Genomic DNA, 17,528 nt, shown 5'->3' on the forward strand with positions numbered 1-17,528 from the left:
CCCAGCTCGCGCAGAGCCACGGCCAGGCCGTTCTGGCGCGGGTAGCTGCCAAGCTTGCGCAGCATCAGCGATGCGGTGACGGTGCCCTGCTTGATCGACGCGGCCAGCCGCAGAATCTCGTCCCAGTGAGCGCAGACGTGCTTGATGTTCAGGGTTCCGCCGAGCATTGGACGCAGCGTCGGGTAGTCTTGGACGCTATTGGGCACATACAACTTGGTTTCACCGAGGTCGCGGATGCGCGGCGCGAAGCGGAAGCCCAGCAGGTGCATCAGGGCGAAGACGTGATCGGTGAAGCCAGCGGTGTCGGTGTAGTGCTCCTCGATCCGCAGATCGGACTCGTGGTACAGCAGACCGTCGAGCACGTAGGTGGAATCACGCACGCCTACATTCACCACGCGGGTGCTGAACGGCGCGTACTGGTCAGAGATGTGGGTGTAGAACAGCCGTCCTGGCTCGCTACCGTACTTCGGGTTGACGTGGCCGGTGCTCTCGCCTTTACCGCCGGCACGGAAACGCTGGCCATCGGAGGATGAGGTGGTGCCGTCACCCCAGTTGGCGGCGAAGGCATGCCGGAACTGGCTGTTGACCAGCTCGGCCAGGGCCGTCGAGTAGGTTTCGTCACGGATGTGCCAGGCTTGCAACCAGGACAGCTTGGCGTAGGTCATGCCCGGACTCGACTCGGCCATTTTGGTCAGGCCGAGGTTGATGGCATCGCCCAGGATCGCCGTTAGCAGTAGCGTCCGGTCTTTCGCCTGTGCGCCATCCTTCAGGTGCGTGAAGTGGCGGGTGAAGCCCGTCCATTCATCCACATCCATCAGCAGCTCGGTGATCTTGATGCGCGGCAGTAGCTGGCTGGTCTGGTCGATCAGCGCCTGCGCGGTGTTGGGCACCGCGGAATCCAGCGGGGTGATTTTTAGCCCGGACTCGGTGAGGATGGCATCGGGTAGTTCGTTGTCCTTTGCCAGTCGGGTGACAGTGGCCAGCTGCTCGTCCAGCAGCTGCAAACGCTCTTCCAGGTACTGGTCGCTGTTCGGGTTGATCGCGAGTGGCAGCGCCTGTTCCCGCTTGAGTGCGGCGAATTTCTCGGGAGGCAGTAGGTAGTCATCGAAGTCGCGGAACTGCCGCGAGCCTTTGACCCAGATGTCGCCGGAGCGCAGCGCGTTCTTCAACTCGGACAAGGCGCAGATTTCGTAGAAGCGCCGGTCGATGCCTTCCGGGGTGATCACCAGCGGTTTCCAGCGCGGCTTGATGAAGGCGGTCGGTGCGTCGGAGGGCACCTTGCGCAGATTATCGGCATTCATCTCGCGTAGGGTCTGAACGGCATCCAGCACGGCTTGCGCTGCCGTCGCGGCTCGGAGCTGAAGCACCTCCAGAAAGGCTGGGGTGTAGCGGCGTAGCGTAGCGAAGTTCTCGCTGACCAGGTGCAGGTGGTCGAAGGCTTCCGGCCGGGCCAGCAGCTCGGCCTCAGTGACACTCTGGGTGAACTCGTCCCAGGGAATGACCGCCTCGATGGCGGCGAACGGATCGTCACCGGACTCTTTAGCGTCCAGCAGGGCCTGGCCGATCTTCGAGTACAGGCGCACCTTGTCATTGATCGCTTTGCCCTGCTTCTGGAACTGCTGCTGATGCTTGTGTTTCGCGCCACTGAACAGCTTGACCAGGATGCGGTCGTGCAGATCAACCAGTTCATCGATCACGGTCGCGGTGCTTTCCAGTACCACGGCGACCAGCGTGGCATAGCGCCTCTCCGGTTCGAACTTGCCGAGGTCTTGTGGCGTCATCTGCCCGCCCTCGCGGGCGAGCTTCAGCAATCGGTTCTGGTGGATGTGCCGGCCGAGGCTGTCGGGAAGGCCCACCAGTTGGAAAATCTTCAGCCGCTCGATGTGCTCGATCATGTGCCGCGAGTTCGGCTTCAGCGGTGATTGCCGCAACCAGGTCAACCAAGTGCTGTTGCTGCCGGCCTTAATGGTGAGCAGTTCGTCGAGCTTGGCGTGATGCGATGGGTTCAACGGCTCGATCAGGGCGCGATAGACCCGCCGATTGGCGCGTGCAATGGCCTCCGAACACGCCCGGTCAATAACGCTCAGCGTCGGCAGGATGCGCCGCTTCTGGCGCAAGCTCTCCAGCGCCTGCCCGGCCAGCAGCAAGCCCTTGTCGGTCTGCTGGGCCAGCTCGGTCAACTCGCGCACCAGGGCGCGGAAGTCCGACAGACCGAACGGGGCCAGTTGCAGGTAGGTGCGCAGTTCCAGAGCGTGCTCGCGGCGGGTCACGTCGCGCTCACCGTACTTCGCCCAACTCGCGGGGTCGGCTTGGACTTGCTTGGCCACCCACTGGATCACGGGCTCGGGTAGCGCCGTGTCGTTGCCCAGCGCATAACCAGGGTAGCGCAGCAGGCAGAGCTGCACGGCGAAGCCGAGGCGGTTGCCATCGCCCCGCCGTTGACGGATCAGGGATAGGTCGGAGTCGTTGAAGGTGTAGTAGCGGATCAGGTCATCCTGGCTTTCTGGCAGCGCAAGCAGGGTGTCGCGCTCCGTAGCCGAGAGAATCGAGCGACGCGGCATGGTTCAGTCGTCCGTGCGAAGGTACTGGTAGAGGGTTTCACGGCTGATGCCGAACTCGCGTGCGAGCTGAGCCTTCGGCTCGCCGGCAGCGGCCCGCTGCCGCAACGTGATGGCTTGATCGTCGGAGAGAGCTTTCTTGCGGCCCCGGTAAGCACCGCGCTGCTTGGCCAGGGCGATGCCCTCGCGCTGCCGCTCGCGGATCAGGGCGCGCTCGAACTCGGCAAAGGCCCCCATGACCGACAACATGAGGTTGGCCATGGGCGAGTCCTCGCCGGTGAACACCAACCCCTCCTTCAAGAACTCGATGCGCACGCCGCGCTTGGTCAGCCTTTGCACCAGACGGCGCAGATCGTCGAGGTTGCGCGCCAGGCGATCCATGCTGTGCACCACCACGGTATCGCCTTCGCGGACGAATCCGAGCATGGCTTCCAGCTGCGGGCGCTGGGTGTCCTTGCCCGAGGCCTTGTCGGTGAACAGCTTGCCGATCTCGACCTGCTCAAGTTGGCGTTCCGGGTTCTGGTCGTAACTGCTGACCCGAACGTAACCGATGCGTTGTCCCTGCAAGATGCCTCCATAGGCTGGATGGGCGGTAGGGCTTACGTTGGTTTTTGGTTCCATTGCGCCCTAAGCCTTGAATTTGTCAGGTTGGAATCTATGACCTTGGCAAGCATGTGTCAAAGAATGTGAAAGCAGACTCTATTCTGACGGCGCAGCGTGGCCATTCCTGACATCCAGTGTCGTTTTCAGAAGACGGCTGCACTGAACGTCAGAAGCCGACTGCACTATAGCAGCGGAGGGGTTGGATCCATCAGGCAACGACGGGCTGCTGCCGGCCAATAGCCGACAATGACGACACTGGAAATCCCCGCCTGTGAGCGTCGGCTCAGGGCGGGACAGCGTCATCCAGCTACCTGCGCCACTGACTCAGCCTTGTCCAGCCGGCCGCGCCGCACGAACAGACTGACCAGCCGTTGACGGATCGCCACCTGGAGTTCCGCCAGTTGTTCCGGCGTGATGCGAATTTCACCCGCTCGACGAGCGCAACACCGGCGCCGCCTACGCCAAGAACCGGCGAATCGAACTCAAACTCACGAACCGCTGAGCGCCGCGTCACCGCGCTGCTGCGCCAGCCAGTCGCGCGGGGCGCAGCCCATGCGCACGCGGAAGGCGCGCGCCAGAGCGTTCGGGCTGCCGTAGCCGACGCGGTCGGCCACCACCGCCACCGGCCGCCCCTGCTTGAGCAGGGTGCAACTGACGTTCATCCGCCAGTCGGCCAGATAGTCGCCCGGCGTGACGCCCACCGCGTCCTTGAACGCGGCGGCGAAGCGCGCGCGTGACATGCCCGCCTTCGCCGCCAGCGCCTCGAGCGACCACGCGGTCTGCGGCGCATCGTGCATGGCGGTTATGGCGCGCGCGAGTTTCGGGTCGGCCAGGCCCGCCAGCAGTCCGGTGGCGCCAAGCCGCCCATCCATCAGATAACGCAGCAACTGGATCAGTAGCAACTCGCACAAGCGGTCGATGGCGGCCTGCCGACCGCACTGGTCGCGCTCGGCTTCGGCAAACAGCAACTCTAGCGTCGGCCCGAGGCCGGGCAAGTCCGCCAACGGAATCAGCAGCATCGACGGCAAGGCCATGGCCAACGGATTGCCCGTCGAAGCGCCCAGGTCGACCTCCGCACACAACCGCTCAGCGGTATCGCCGGGGGCGGCGACAAAACGATGCGACGCCACGCGCGGATAAAACAGCAGGCTCGGCTCGGTAACCAGCAGATCTTCATGCACGGGCGAACGCGCCGTAATCGGGCCGCGCCGCACCAGATGGATATAGCCATGCGGCGCCGCGTAATGATGCTGCCCACAGAAGGCGCCGCTGTGAAAAACGCGCGCCGAAAGCGAGTAGTGCCGGAGCAAGCCGGCCAGTCGATCCGCCATTCCACTCTCCATATAAGACGATAGGTTACGTATTTGATACTTTACGTGCCATATCGTACCAAACAAAGGGCGATCATGCCCACGTGCTCTTGCACCTCACCCACTACGGAGATAGACATGACCCAAATCGCCCCCCTGACCATCGACACCGCTGACGCCGCTACCGCTGCCACACTCAAGGCCGTCAAAGCCAAGCTTGGCATGGTGCCGAACCTGTTCGCCACGCTGGCCCACGCGCCGGCGGCGCTCAATGGCTACCTCGGCTTGTCCGAAACGCTGGGCACCGGCCGCCTGAATGCCTCCCAGCGCGAGATCGTTGCGCTCGCTGCCGGTCAAGCCAATCGCTGCCAGTATTGCCTGAGCGCACACACCCTGATCGGCAAAGGTGCCGGACTGTCGGCAGAGGCCATCGCCGCGGCCCGCACCGGCCAGGCGGCCAACGCACTTGACGATGCAATCGCCGGCTTTGCCCGCGCGCTGGTCGAGCAACGCGGCGTGGTGTCGGCCGACGCCATGGCCAACTACCGCCGCGCGGGGCTCGACGACGGCCTGATACTGGAAGTGATCGCCAACGTCGCGCTGAACACGCTCACCAACTACACCAACCACATCGCCGACACCACGGTGGATTTCCCCGTGGTCGCCGTCTGATCTCCATAGGCATATAAGGAGAACACGATGAAAATCGCACTCACCGGCGCTCTGCTCGCCAGCGCCCTCGTCCTGCCACTGGCCGTCACGGCCGGCGACTTTTCGCCCTATGTGGACAGCCAGGGCGGCATCAGCCGCCCCACAGACTTCCGCACAAACTTCGTCCACCTGGGCTCATATGCGGTGTTGGACGAAAAATCCGCCTCTCGCGGCTTGCACGATGTGTACACCGAAAAGGCCTCGGCCGAGCACTACCGCAAGACCGGCAAGTTCTTGGACGGCGCCACGCTGGTGAAAGAGATCCGCAAGCTCGAAACCAGCGCCATGACCACTGGCAACCCTGTGGTCTGGGGTTCCGATGCGGCCGTGTGGTTCGTGATGGTCAAGGACGCCAAAGGCCGTTTCGCCAGCAACCCCTTGTGGGGCGACGGCTGGGGCTGGGCGCTGTTCAAGGCCGACGCCCCCGCCAAGAATGTCGCCGTCAGCTACGAAGCCGACTGCATGGGCTGCCATGTGCCGGCGGCCAAGACCGACCGCGTATTCATCCAGGGCTATCCGACACTGACCCAGCACTGACTTGCTGCCGGGTTACGCTTCGCGCAGGATGGCACCTCCGTCCTGCGCGAGCCACCCTTTCCGGAAGCGCGCCATGCCGACACTCGACGCCTTTCTGACCGACGTCCGCGCCTGCACGCGCTGCGCACCGCATCTGCCACACGGCGTGCAGCCGGTCTTCCAGTTTCACCCGAGTGCGCCCATCCTCATCGCCGGCCAAGCACCGGGGGCCCGGGTCCATGCCTCAGGCGTGCCCTTCGACGACGCCAGCGGCGCGCGTCTGCGCGCCTGGCTGGGCGTGGACCGCGACACCTTCTACGACCCTACCCGCATCGCCATTCTGCCCATGGGCTTCTGTTATCCGGGCACCGGCAAAAGCGGTGACCTGCCGCTACGCCCGGAGTGCGCCCCCCGCCTGGCGCGAAGCCTTCATGCAGCGTTTCGAGCGCCTGTCGCTGGTCATCGTGCTGGGCAGCTACGCCATGGACTACCACCTCGGTACTGGCAAGACGCCGCTCACCCGGGTGGTCGAAGCCTGGCGCGAGCACTGGCCGCAAGCGTTCCCCCTGCCTCACCCTAGCCCGCGCAACAATCGCTGGCTGGTGCGCAACCCCTGGTTCCAACAAGACGTGCTGCCCGCGCTGCAAGCACGCGTCCAGGCAGTCCTCACCGCCAACCCCAAGGAAACCCCATGACCGACGACACCGCCGCCATTACCGAGCTGCTGCACAAGTACTACGACACCCTGGCCTGGGCGAACGGAGACAGGCACCGGCTTTGGAGCGATGAACGACGGCTTCAGGTGCGGTAGCTGACGCCTGGGACCTCAATCACCGTATGACCGGGTCGAAAGCGGTCCTTTCTCTGACAACATCGCCCTAGCCCGCACTCAACCCCCACAACACATCCAGCACATGTTGCGTAGGCCGCTCGACGTCCCCACCACGGTGGGCAATACCAAGTTGACGCCACAATAAGGGCTGTAATGGCCGCATGACGATCCTGGTATCGGGCAATGGCGTGGAGGCTTCATGCGGCAACAACGTCGCACCATAACCGGCCGCCACTAGGCTTTTGATCGCATCGTTGTAGTTCAGTTGAATACGCGGCGTGGGCTGCCGTCCATCACTGGCGAACCACTCCGAGGTCAAGCGCGAAAGCCGAGTAGTTTTGTCATTCAGAATTAATGGCTGGGCGGCCAGCCAACCGGGGGTCACAACATCCGGGCATTCCCAGCGAGCCGGCAAGAAGGCCATGACCGGGTCCCGCCGCCATGGCTCGATCCGCAATTCCTTCACCGGGGTCTGTGGCAGCGCGACCAGACCGATCTCCAAAGAGCCCTCGGCAAGCTTCTTCAAAGTTTCCTGCGACGTGAGCACCGCGACCTGCACATCGATAGCGGGATGGCGTTGGCCCAACGTCTCCAAAGCTTGCGGCATCAACTGTGCGATGGCCCCTGTGGAGGCACCCAGCCGCACACGCCCGGCCAAGCCCTGCACCTGACGCTCCACGTCCTCAAGCGCCTGCTCCGCATCCGCCAACAGGCGCCGCGCGCGCTCCACCAGCGTTTCTCCAATCGCCGAAGGCTGAATGCGCCCACGTGTGCGCGACAACAGCTTTCCGCCAACCCGCGACTCCAGGTCGGCAATATGCAAACTGACCGTGGGTGGCGCGAGGTGCAGCACACGGGCCGCCTCGGCAAACGAACCCAGGTCGGCAATGGCCACCAACGTGCGCAGACGGTCCAGGCTGATTTCGCGCATGAGTCACTCCTTGTTCAGAAAAGCTGAATTTCATCGTTTAGAAATTCAACTTTTCCTATCTTAGCCCCTCACTGAAGATTGGAACTCCTGATTTCCTATGTCCGAGAGCATTCCATGGCAAGTCCTCTTATATTCATCGACGGCGACCAAGGCACCACCGGGTTGCAAATCCATCAACGTCTACGCGACCGGACCGATCTGCGGCTTATCACGCTCAGCCCCGAACATCGCAAGGATCCGCAACGTCGCGCCGAAATCATCAACGCCTGCGACATCGCGATTCTCTGCTTGCCCGACCAAGCCGCACGCGACGCTGTAGCGAGCATCGAAAACCCCGCCGTTCGGGTGATCGATGCGAGTTCGGCGCACCGCACCCATCCAGACTGGACCTATGGTTTCGCGGAGATGAACTCGCAGCAGGCCCAACGCATCGCCACGGCACGGCGGGTCAGCAATCCCGGTTGCTATCCCACGGGGGCGATAGGGCTGCTGCGCCCATTGCTGGAGGCCGGGTTGCTGCCCAGGGACTATCCGACGAACATTCATGCTGTGTCGGGCTATTCCGGAAAAGGGCGCGTTGGCGTGCAAGAGCATGAGGGAGAGGGCGCATCACAGGCGCCCGCGTTTCAGGTTTATGGTCTGGGGCTGGCACACAAACATATTCCGGAGATTCAGCAGCAAAGCGGTCTGATGGAGCGGCCGATGTTTGTGCCGGCTTATGGGGCTTTTCGGCAGGGGATCGTGCTGACCATACCGTTGCAACTTCGCTTGTTGGCGCCGGGCGTGGATGCGGTGCGGTTGCATGCGTGTCTTATGCAGCACTACGTCGATGCGGACCATGTACAGGTGATGTCGATGCAGGAGGCCAAAGGGTTGACGTGCCTTGATCCTCAGGCGCTTAACGGGACTGATAGTTTGCGATTGGTGGTGTGTGAAAATGATGAGACGGGGCAGGTTTTGTTGGCTGCGGTGTTTGACAATCTTGGGAAGGGAGCCGCTGGAGCGGCGGTGCAGAATCTGGATTTGATGGTTGCAGGAACATGACTCCGACTACCCACTGGCTCTAGAGTCTATGGCTCGAATTTTCGAGCGGTTGTTTCCTCTCTGTTTATGGCCTGGCATCGACGGCATTAAACGAGTCGAAAACAGAATCTACGCGTGTCAGCAGTTTGCAATCCAGTCAGGCTTTGAAGTTAAACGGTCGTCCACGACAGGCAGCAATCGGCCAACAGCGGCCGTTTTAGAGTAGGGAAAATAAATCCCCTTTTCTGCTGTCTACGCTTCGCAGCGCCGGTTACCCGGTCACCACGCAAGACTCGCTTCCGGTCGGTGGCTAACCTTTACCGGGCGGGGGTCATACCCGCTGGGTTTCTTACGCCATTTCGTGACGGCTTGCGCCGTCATTCCCAGGCGACCAAGCTTTGCCTGGCGCACATAAATCAGTCCCCTTTTTCTCTTTGCGCAGCAATGGCGTCGATCCTTCGCGCCTGCAAACCTTTGGTGCAGGCTCCAGCTCGCCCATTGCCCCCAACGACACCGCCGAGGGTCGCGCCCAAAATCGCCGCGTTGAAATCAAACTGGTGCCCCGTAGCGGCGCTGTAGCTCAAGGGTAATGGTGCCTTGGTGCTCTTTTCGTCGGATGCCCAGCTATCTTTTAATGGGTTACGGGCGATTTGCAGTGGGCTCCAAAACCTGGCCTCAGGAGGTGCAAGCTCCCGTGGCACCGGCTTTGGACTGGGCAGACCAATACGCCGGCCCATAAGCCCATAAGGATCCCGGCCTCGGCCGGGTTCTTTATGCCCGCTTCGCGGGCTTGAGCCCAGAAGGGAGCGGCGTGCGCCGGATTCGCATCTGCCAGCCAGTACGCAGCCCGTTTGGAACTCAGTTGATCCGTCTTTTTCAACGGTTTAACAGCCAAATCAATACGTTCACAAGTACACTCGCCACCCTAGGGATGGTGAAGCATCCACGAGCGGTACTAGAATTTTCAGCTTTTCGGTGCCGCCGCACGAATTCAAGGGGCAAGCATGGATTACGAACAACTGCCGAGGGCCGCCTTGGTCCGTATGCTGCAGGAGCATGATGCGGCGCTTGCCGATGCTGGCAAGAATGGCATCGTTATGAGTTACACCGGGCGGGCTGCTCCCTGGCAGATCATCCGCCAGGTCAAGCCGAAGCTGCATCGTATTATCAAGAAAGTATCCTTTGGAGAGGAAACCGCCCAGTCAGAGAATGAGATCTGGGACGGTGAAAACCTTTCTGCGATGGTCACGCTCTATAAATATCGTGGTCAAGTTGATCTTGTAGTAACAGACCCGCCGTACAACACCGGCGAGGACTTCCGCTATAACGACAAGTGGGACAAGGATCCAAACGATCCAGATCTCGGCGATGTAGTTCCTAAAGATGATGGGTCCAAGCACAGCAAATGGTTGCGCTTCATGACACCCAGAATCTGGATGATGCGTGAGATGCTAACCCCAGGCGGGGTTATGGCTATCTGTATTGATCATAGGGAACTATTTAGACTTGGCATGCTCATGGACGAAATCTTCGGCGAAGAGAATCGCATTGGCATAATCAATTGGCAGAAAAGCTATTCACCTCGCAGTGATAATAAGGGGGCGGCGGCGAAAACTGAGTGCAACACCTGACCTTTCCGGTACGGTGCTGTCCCTATGTCTTATTCCGAACTCAGCGTTGAAGAGCGCGCCACCATTCAAATCGGTCATGCCCAAGGTTTCAGCCTGCGCGGGATTGCCTGCTTGATCAACCGATCCCCTTCGACCATCAGCCGGGAGCTGCGCCGCAATCGAGATGCCTGTGGCGGCTACTCGGCCCGCGTGGCCCAGCAGCAGATGCAGGCCCGCCGTCAGGTGTGTCGACCGAAGCAAAAGCTGTTGCCGGGTAGCGAGCGCTTCGAATTGGTGGCGCATATGCTGCGTGAGCGTTTGTCTCCCGAGCAGATTGCCGGCAAGCTGCGCAGCATGAATATTCCCAGCCTCAGAGATGCCTACGTCTGTCGCGAGACGATCTATAACGCGATCTATGCCTTGCCAGTCGGCGAGCTGCGTAAAGAGCTGATCATCTGCCTGCGCCAAAGCAAGACGATGCGCAGGCCGCGCTCTGGCGGCGTGGATCGGCGCGGTCAGATCCCTGAGAGGGTCAGTATTCATGTACGTCCGCCGGAGATCGAAGACCGACTGATGCCAGGGCATTGGGAAGGCGACCTGATCAAGGGCAAGGCCAACGCCTCGTCTGTAGGTACGCTGGTGGAGCGCACCAGTGGCTACCTGATGCTGGTGAAGATGAACGACGCGACGGCGACCTCGGCGATGGAAGGCTTCAGTGCAGCGCTCAATGGCATGCCGCTGGCGATGCGCAAGAGCATGACCTACGACCAGGGCCGAGAAATGGCGCGGCATGCTGAAATCACCCAGCAGACCGGGGTGGCGATTTACTTCTGCGACCCGCACAGCCCTTGGCAGCGCGGCAGTAACGAAAACATCAATGGCCTGATCCGCCAGTACCTGCCCAAAGGCACGGACTTGTCGGTGCATAGCCAGGAGGAACTGGATGCCATCGCACTGCAACTGAACATGCGCCCCCGTAAGCGCTTCGACTTCAAGTGTCCGATCGAGGTTATGGACGAGGTGATGCAGGAAGCTATGGCTATGCGGCATGATGCTCCAGCTTCAATTCAATAACCGTGTTGCACTCAGCTCCTGTAACCGCCCACTTTAATGTCAGGAAGCTTAAGCTCTGTTAGTGTTTTGGCTATTCTCTCTCCTCTTGGAAGACTGGTTGAAAGAGCCAGGAATATTTCCAATAACCCATTAAGTCAATCCCTCTACACTGGGCGCACCGATGAGTTTGGCCAAATAGAGTTTGCTTTACGAATGATGCAAGCTGAAACAGGCGCCATAGTAGGTCGCATAGGTGATGCATCAAATCGGCTTAGCGAACACACCCGAGGCCTACTAAAGGATATTGAGTCAAGCAATGTACTTACAGTTGAGCAGCAGGCAGAGACAGATCAAATAGCAACGGCAGTAAACCAAATGGCGGCAAGCATTCAAGAGGTTGCGAGCAATGCACAGCATGCTGCAGATGCGGCCGGAAGAGCAGACACTGAGACGGCATCTGGCCAGCGTCTGGTAGCCCACACAAGCCAGGGCGGCCGCAAAAACTGAGTGCAACACCTGACCTTTCCGGTACGGTGCTGCCACTATGTCCTATCACGAACTCAGTATCCCCGAACGTGCGACCCTTCAACTCGGCCTTGCCCAAGGTTTCAGCCAGCGGCGAATTGCCCGGATGCTCGGCCGCTCCCCCTCGACCATCAGCCGGGAGCTGCGCCGCAACCGGGCCCCTGGCACCCGCTACCAGGCCTGTGCTGCCCAGCAGCAGATGCAGGTCCGCCGCCAGGTCTGCAGGCCTCAGTGCAAGCTGCTGCCGGGCAGTGAGCGCTTCGAGCTGGTCGTCCATATGCTGCGTGAGGGTTTGTCTCCCGAGCAGATTGCCGGCAAGCTGCGCAGCATGAACATACCCAGCCTCAGAGAGGCCTACGTCTGCCGCGAGACGATCTATAACGCGATCTACGCCCTGCCGGTCGGTGGCCTGCGCAAGGAGCTGATCATCTGCCTGCGCCAGGGCAAGACGAGTCGCAGGCCGCGCTCTGGCGGCGTCGATCGGCGCGGCCAGATCCCTGAAATGCTCAGCATCCACGTGCGCCCGCCGGAGGTCGAAGACCGGCTGATGCCAGGCCATTGGGAGGGCGACCTGATCAAGGGCAAGGCCAATGCCTCGGCGGTGGGCACCTTGGTGGAGCGTACCAGCGGCTACCTGATGCTGATCAAGATGGCCGACGCGACGGCGACCTCGGCGCTGGAGGGCTTCAGTGCGGCGCTCAATGGCATGCCGCTGGCGGTGCGCAAGAGCATGACCTACGACCAGGGCCGGGAGATGGCGCGGCACGCCGAGATCACCCAGCGGACCGGGGTGGCGATCTACTTCTGCGACCCGCACAGCCCCTGGCAACGCGGCAGCAATGAGAACATCAATGGACTGATCCGCCAGTACCTGCCCAAGGGCACGGACTTGTCGGTGCATAGTCAGGAAGCCCTGGACGCCATCGCTTTGCAACTGAATATGCGACCGCGCAAACGCTTCGACTTCAAATGCCCGATCGAGGTGATGGGCGAAGTGATGCAAGAAGCCGTGGTGATGCGGCATGATGCTCCCGCTTCAATTCAATAACCGTGTTGCACTCAGATCCTGCAACCAGCTATTGTGATGGACACACCAAATAACTCACTGCATGAGGCAACCCATGAAAAAGCAATTAAAAATAATTCTGCTCGCGTCCCACCTGGCTCTGTTTGGCGCGGGAGTTGGGCTAGGGATCTATATACTTCCGATTTTGACAGCACAAGAAAACGCCACCATCGCCGAAATTGAAGAAGTGCAAAAGGTGGCAAAGTATAGCGGAGAGTTCAAGAAAGATCAGAAAGGCAGCGACGCCCTTCACTGGGCGAATGGACAACTTTTTGTTACGGATAACGAAATTGTATTTAAAGGTGATGTAGCACCTGGTCCAGACTACAAAATTTACCTGACAAAGAAACAAGCCACCGACAAAGAATCGTTTTTGGACATAAAGAAAGAAGCAATTCTGATTGGCGAATTGAAAAACTTCGGGAATTTCAAGAAAACCATTCCTGCAAGCGTCAACGTCAACGAGTTTACAACGGTCCAAATATGGTGCGAGCATTTCTCTAAGTTCATCGGCTCCGCAAAATATCAGTAAACAAGCTTAAACTTGGATCTTGCCTGTTCACGAATAACATGCGCCTCATGCCAATGGAAATTAAAGTCTTGCCGGGCATGAGGCCTCCCCTCCACGTCTAGATTCTTGAAGTCAAAATTGACCTCAACCGACCCTCAGACACTGACTACGATGCCTGCATACCCTGAAGCGGTTCACCAGATGGGCTTGCGACAGAGATAAGTACGCGCCAACCTCAGATGCCGCTAAGGCTCTATACGCCGCCTTATCGGAATGGGTGGAATTTTGCGCGCGAGCGTCTAATGTTATCCAAGAGCGAGGGCTCTGATTAGTCCCGTCTCCCATGAAGATTCGCAGACTAAGACCAGTCAATCACTGCCCTTGAAGGTGAAATTAGGCAAGCCGCTCAGGTTATTCATGAGCTTGAAGGTCAAAGTAACGAGATATCAAAAGTTCTTGACGTTATACGAGGGATCGCCGAGCAAACGAATTTGTTGGCACTCAACGCAGCAATTGAGGCCGCGCGTGCTGGTGAGCAGGGGCGTGGTTTTGCTGTTGTCGCCGATGAGGTTCGCAGTCTTGCTGCTCGCACACAGCAATCGACAACGGATATTCAAAGCATGATCAGCGCTCTACAAGAGCGAGCGCAATCCGCTGTTACAGTCATGGAGCAAAGTAGTCGGCAAGCGCACACGAGTGTAGCTCACGCAGAGGAAGCAGCTACAGCTCTTGATGGAATTGGCCAACGCGTTAACGAAATTACCGACATGAACGCGCAAATAGCGACTGCGGTCGAGCAGCAGGGAGCAGTAAGTGAAGACATAAACCGCAGTATTATCAATATACGCGATGCTGCTGATACCAATGTACAGACCGGGCAGAATAATTTGCAAAGTGCGAAATCTGTCGCTCAGTTAACTAGCGCTCTGAGCGAACTGGCAAAACAGTTTTGGGAAAAACGAGGATAACGCTTTTCAGTATCTCGACAGGGATAACTTACTTTACCATCGGTTATCCCTTTTAGCCGCACAAATTTTAGCCATGGCTTTTCAGGAAGTCAGGGCTATCAGAATGGCCTTAGAAAGCCTAGTCAAAGAGCTGTCACGAGAACACCGTTAGCTTAGCGTACGATTTTTTCCGAATTCTGCGGTTCCCCCGAGATGGGCCTGGACACGGGTGATAGATGCTGAATTAAGCCGTGTGACGGCAGGCTGTGCTGGGCTGCACGTCGGCATGGGCGTGCGTGGTCAGGACGCAAAAACACACTTGCCCGCAATGGCGGGCAAGTGTGTTTGCAGAGGGGGAGTGCGTTGTTGGTTATTGTTTGTTGCGACCGGCAATCACCACCAGGATCAGCGACGCCAGGATCAGGATCGAACTGATAGCGGCAATGGTCGGATCGATCTCGTCGCGCAGCGCCGTGAACATGCGCTTGGTCAGAGTCTGGTTGTCGCCGCCGGAGATGAACAGCGCCACCACAGTTTCATCCAGCGAGGTGATGAAGGCGAACAGTGTCGCCGAGACCACACTGGGCTTGATCTGCGGCAGGGTCACGGCCATGAAGGCGCGAAAGCGGTTCATGCCCAGGCTGCGCGCCACCATTTCCTGGGACATGTCGAAGTTACGCAGACCGGCCAGCAGCGCGATGATCACGTAGGGCAAGGCGAGCATGATGTGCGCCAGCACCAGGCCGGTCAGCGTGCTGATCAGGCCGACCCGGGCGTAAACGAAGAACACGCCGGCGGCGATCAGGATGATGGGCACCATCATCGGCAGCAGCAGGATGATCTGCAGCGTACGCACCACCTTCAGGCTGGAGTTGTTGATGGCGTAGGCGGCCGCCATACCAATCGGCAGGCTGATGGCCATGGTGAAAAATGCCGTGATCAGACTGACCCGCGCCGCCGACATCCACTCCACGCTGTTGAAGAACGCCTCGTACCAGTGGAAGGACCATTGCTTGGGAGGGAATTGCAGGAAGCGCGCCTCGGAGAACGACATGGGTACCACGATCAGCACCGGGATGATCAGGTACAGCAGGATCGCCGCGACCAGCACCGTGAACAGCACGTGGGACAGGCGAAGGTGACGCAGGTTGGCAAGCAGGTTCATTTAGCGCGCTCCCAGGATGCGTTCGATGGGGATGAAGCGATTGATGCCCCAGAAGATCAGGAACACCACAAACAGCAGCACCAGGCCGACTGCGCTGGCTGCGCCCCAGGCGTGATAGAGCTCGACGTTGCGTTGCACCAGCATCGACACCAGGATCGTGCGGCCACCGCCGAGCAGTTCCGGGGTGATGAAGAAGCCTAGGCAGATGACGAACACCAGGATGGAACCGGCCATGACCCCCGGCGCTGCCATCGGCAGGAAGACCCGGCGGAAGGTGTAGAAGGGTTTGGCGCCAAGGCTCTCGGACGCTTGCATGAGGTCCTGGGGGATTTTTTTCATCACCGAATACAGCGGCAGGACCATAAAGGGCAGCATGACGTGCAGGGTGCCGATTACCGTGCCAGTGGTGTTGTGCATCAGCGTCAGGGGTTGGTCGATGATGCCAAGGTCCATCAGCGTCTGATTGACCAGTCCGCGGCGTTGCAGGAGCACCAGCCAGGCATAGGCCCGCACCAGCACGCTGGTCCAGAACGGCAGGATCACGCAGATCAGAATCAGGTTGGCCCAGAAACCCTGCAGGCGCGAAGCGGCGTAGGCAATGGGGAAGCCCATGACGATCGACAGGATCGTCACCAGGAAACTGATCTTGAAGGTCAGGGCGAAGGTGTCCCAGTAAATGCTTTCCTGGAAAATCCGGATGTAGTTGGCCAGGGAAAACCCTTCCTCGGTCTGGACCGACTGAAAGGCCAGCCAGCACAGCGGCATGATCAACAGCACCACGACCATGACCAGCGCCGGGGTGAGCAGCAACAGCATGGAGGTGTGCTCCTTGCGTTCTTCACGGGCCAGGGCGTCTTCGCTGGTCATGGGCGGCTGGTGCTGCTGGTCGCTGGAGTCGGGCATGGATTTGGCGAGATAGGCGTTGGACATGATGACCTCTCGTCACTGCGCAGTGCTGGAGGGTATCCAGCACTGACGGGTAGCGCTGGCGGTGGCAGTCGTCCTGGCGGACAGCAGGGTGCGGTGCTCGGGTAATGTCATGTGAAGAACTCCCAATGGTGGGCAGGTACTTGAGGCGAGCGCGAGTTGTCTGCACAGGTCACTCTGCGGGACCCTCAGGCCTAATGTACCGGGATGCCAACGAATGAAGTGGACGCAATTGACCGGTGCGCAAGCGCTTTATGTCGAAATCGCGGGGGCAGACGGCATGTCCTGCGCCGAGGCCTCTGGCCTGCGGCGCAGCAACGGCCGATGGCTATTTTTTCTGGACGAAGGACAACCAGCGTTCTTCGGCCTTGACCCCGGCTTCGGAGGCCCACCATTGCGCCGAGAGCAGGGCCTGGCGCGAGATGTTGCCGGGTGCGGAAGGCAGCTTGGCCTCGCGCTCGGCCGGGATTACCCCGGTCTTGAAGGCTTCGGGGTTGAGCGGGCCGTAGTCGATGATCATCGGCAACGCCGCTTGCAGTTTGGCATCGATGGCCTCGTTGACGAATTTCATGGCGGCCACCTTGTGCGGCGAGCCTTTGAGGACGCACAACGAGTTGGTTTCCAGCACACCCTGGTTGTAGTCGAATGCCACGGGTGCGCCGGCGGCCTGTACGGCGGTGATACGGCCGTTCCAGGCCTGGATCATGTCCACTTCGCCGTCGCTGATCAGCTGCGCCGACTGCCCGCCGGACGTCCACCAGGTGGCGATGTCGGGCTTGATCTGCTCAAGCTTGCGGAAGGCGCGATCGACGTCCAGCGGATAGAGCTTGTCCATCGGCACGCCATCGGCCAGCAGCGCGATTTCCAGGGTTGGACGTGGCAGGTTACGTAGGGAGCGCTGGCCCGGGTATTTTTTGGTGTCCCAGAAGTCGGCCCAGGTCTTGGGTACGTCCGCGCCTTTGAACGCGTCCGTGCGATACGCCAGCACCGTGGAGTAGCTGATGTAGCCGACGCTGTATTCGTCCTTGAGGCTGTCGGGTATTTGCGCGGCATTGGGAATCAGCGCAAGGTCGAGCTTCTCGAACAGCCCTTCGGCTTCGCCACGGATGCAGTCGCCAGTGGGCAGGTCCACCACGTCCCAGGTGACCTTGCCGCTCTCGACCTGGGTCTTGATGATCGGGTAGGCCTTGGGCGAGCTGTCCTGTTTGAGCGTCAGACCGAGCTTTTTCGCCGCAGGCTC

The 17,528-nt window shown here is 60.0% G+C and carries 17 protein-coding genes and 2 pseudogenes; 12 read left to right on the forward strand and 7 right to left on the reverse strand.

Going from position 1 to position 17,528, the window contains the following annotated elements:
- The 3 genes from APH36_RS28365 to APH36_RS28375 all read right to left on the reverse strand — a co-directional run.
- On the reverse strand, window positions 1-2,561 hold a 2,561-nt coding region (locus APH36_RS28365; protein WP_060501544.1), incomplete at its 3' end, for a Tn3-like element ISPa40 family transposase.
- 3 nt (window positions 2,562-2,564) lie between these two features.
- Entirely contained in the window at window positions 2,565-3,125 is a 561-nt protein-coding gene (locus APH36_RS28370; protein WP_003117272.1) for a recombinase family protein, read from the reverse strand.
- Window positions 3,126-3,649: 524 nt separating this feature from the next.
- Complete coding sequence (locus APH36_RS28375; RefSeq protein ID WP_003464996.1) at window positions 3,650-4,492, reverse strand: AraC family transcriptional regulator; 843 nt, start codon at window positions 4,490-4,492, stop codon at window positions 3,650-3,652.
- A 117-nt stretch (window positions 4,493-4,609) separates the two neighbouring features.
- Here APH36_RS28375 and APH36_RS28380 point away from each other — a divergent pair, with 117 nt between their 5' ends.
- From APH36_RS28380 to APH36_RS32410, 4 genes are all read left to right on the forward strand, one after another.
- Window positions 4,610-5,143: a carboxymuconolactone decarboxylase family protein gene (locus APH36_RS28380; RefSeq protein WP_020309197.1), complete on the forward strand. Its 534-nt coding sequence runs from the start codon at window positions 4,610-4,612 to the stop codon at window positions 5,141-5,143.
- Window positions 5,144-5,170: 27 nt separating this feature from the next.
- A complete protein-coding gene (locus APH36_RS28385; RefSeq protein WP_003465000.1) occupies window positions 5,171-5,719 on the forward strand; it encodes a cytochrome P460 family protein in 549 nt (182 codons plus the stop codon).
- 73 nt (window positions 5,720-5,792) lie between these two features.
- On the forward strand, window positions 5,793-6,278 hold the full coding sequence (locus APH36_RS32930) for a uracil-DNA glycosylase family protein (protein WP_020309195.1): 486 nt from the start codon (window positions 5,793-5,795) through the stop codon (window positions 6,276-6,278).
- On the forward strand, window positions 6,181-6,393 hold the full coding sequence (locus APH36_RS32410) for a hypothetical protein (RefSeq protein WP_223866296.1): 213 nt from the start codon (window positions 6,181-6,183) through the stop codon (window positions 6,391-6,393). Before APH36_RS32930 ends, APH36_RS32410 begins: the two co-directional genes overlap by 98 nt.
- Window positions 6,394-6,576: 183 nt before the next feature.
- On the opposite strand, the gene APH36_RS28395 is transcribed toward APH36_RS32410, so the two are convergent.
- Window positions 6,577-7,461, reverse strand: a complete 885-nt coding sequence (locus APH36_RS28395) for a LysR family transcriptional regulator (RefSeq protein ID WP_003465017.1) — start codon at window positions 7,459-7,461, stop codon at window positions 6,577-6,579.
- Window positions 7,462-7,575: 114 nt separating this feature from the next.
- Between APH36_RS28395 and argC the strand changes: the two genes are divergently transcribed.
- The 8 genes and pseudogenes from argC to APH36_RS28425 form a co-directional block, all read left to right on the forward strand.
- Window positions 7,576-8,505: an N-acetyl-gamma-glutamyl-phosphate reductase gene (gene argC, locus APH36_RS28400; protein WP_003465021.1), complete on the forward strand. Its 930-nt coding sequence runs from the start codon at window positions 7,576-7,578 to the stop codon at window positions 8,503-8,505.
- Window positions 8,506-8,918: 413 nt separating this feature from the next.
- Window positions 8,919-9,074: pseudogene (locus tag APH36_RS32935) on the forward strand (OmpA family protein); the annotation flags it as partial.
- Window positions 9,075-9,488: 414 nt separating this feature from the next.
- Window positions 9,489-10,115 carry a DNA methyltransferase gene (locus APH36_RS28405; RefSeq protein ID WP_003465024.1) on the forward strand — a complete coding sequence of 209 codons (627 nt, stop codon included), beginning with the start codon at window positions 9,489-9,491 and terminating at the stop codon, window positions 10,113-10,115.
- A 24-nt stretch (window positions 10,116-10,139) separates the two neighbouring features.
- On the forward strand, window positions 10,140-11,168 hold the full coding sequence (locus APH36_RS28410) for an IS30 family transposase (protein ID WP_003465026.1): 1,029 nt from the start codon (window positions 10,140-10,142) through the stop codon (window positions 11,166-11,168).
- A gap of 36 nt (window positions 11,169-11,204) precedes the next feature.
- Window positions 11,205-11,654, forward strand: coding sequence for a methyl-accepting chemotaxis protein (locus APH36_RS31405; RefSeq protein WP_234452828.1), 450 nt, complete (start codon window positions 11,205-11,207; stop codon window positions 11,652-11,654).
- Between the two features lie 37 nt (window positions 11,655-11,691).
- The gene (locus APH36_RS28415) at window positions 11,692-12,720 is read left to right on the forward strand and encodes an IS30-like element ISShes10 family transposase (RefSeq protein WP_011711660.1); all 1,029 of its coding nucleotides are present in this window, start codon (window positions 11,692-11,694) and stop codon (window positions 12,718-12,720) included.
- A gap of 73 nt (window positions 12,721-12,793) precedes the next feature.
- Window positions 12,794-13,270: a DM13 domain-containing protein gene (locus APH36_RS28420; protein WP_011711661.1), complete on the forward strand. Its 477-nt coding sequence runs from the start codon at window positions 12,794-12,796 to the stop codon at window positions 13,268-13,270.
- Window positions 13,271-13,617: 347 nt separating this feature from the next.
- A pseudogene (locus tag APH36_RS28425) lies at window positions 13,618-14,217 on the forward strand (methyl-accepting chemotaxis protein); the annotation flags it as partial.
- Window positions 14,218-14,566: 349 nt separating this feature from the next.
- Here APH36_RS28425 and APH36_RS28430 read toward each other — a convergent pair.
- The 3 genes from APH36_RS28430 to APH36_RS28440 all read right to left on the reverse strand — a co-directional run.
- Window positions 14,567-15,361: an ABC transporter permease gene (locus APH36_RS28430; protein ID WP_003465028.1), complete on the reverse strand. Its 795-nt coding sequence runs from the start codon at window positions 15,359-15,361 to the stop codon at window positions 14,567-14,569.
- Entirely contained in the window at window positions 15,362-16,291 is a 930-nt protein-coding gene (locus APH36_RS28435; protein ID WP_003465031.1) for an ABC transporter permease, read from the reverse strand.
- A 325-nt stretch (window positions 16,292-16,616) separates the two neighbouring features.
- The coding region (locus APH36_RS28440; protein WP_060501546.1) for an ABC transporter substrate-binding protein at window positions 16,617-17,528 on the reverse strand (912 nt) is incomplete at its 5' end.

This window comes from Pseudomonas sp. NBRC 111133 (genome assembly GCF_001320605.1).
GTDB lineage: Bacteria > Pseudomonadota > Gammaproteobacteria > Pseudomonadales > Pseudomonadaceae > Aquipseudomonas > Aquipseudomonas monteilii.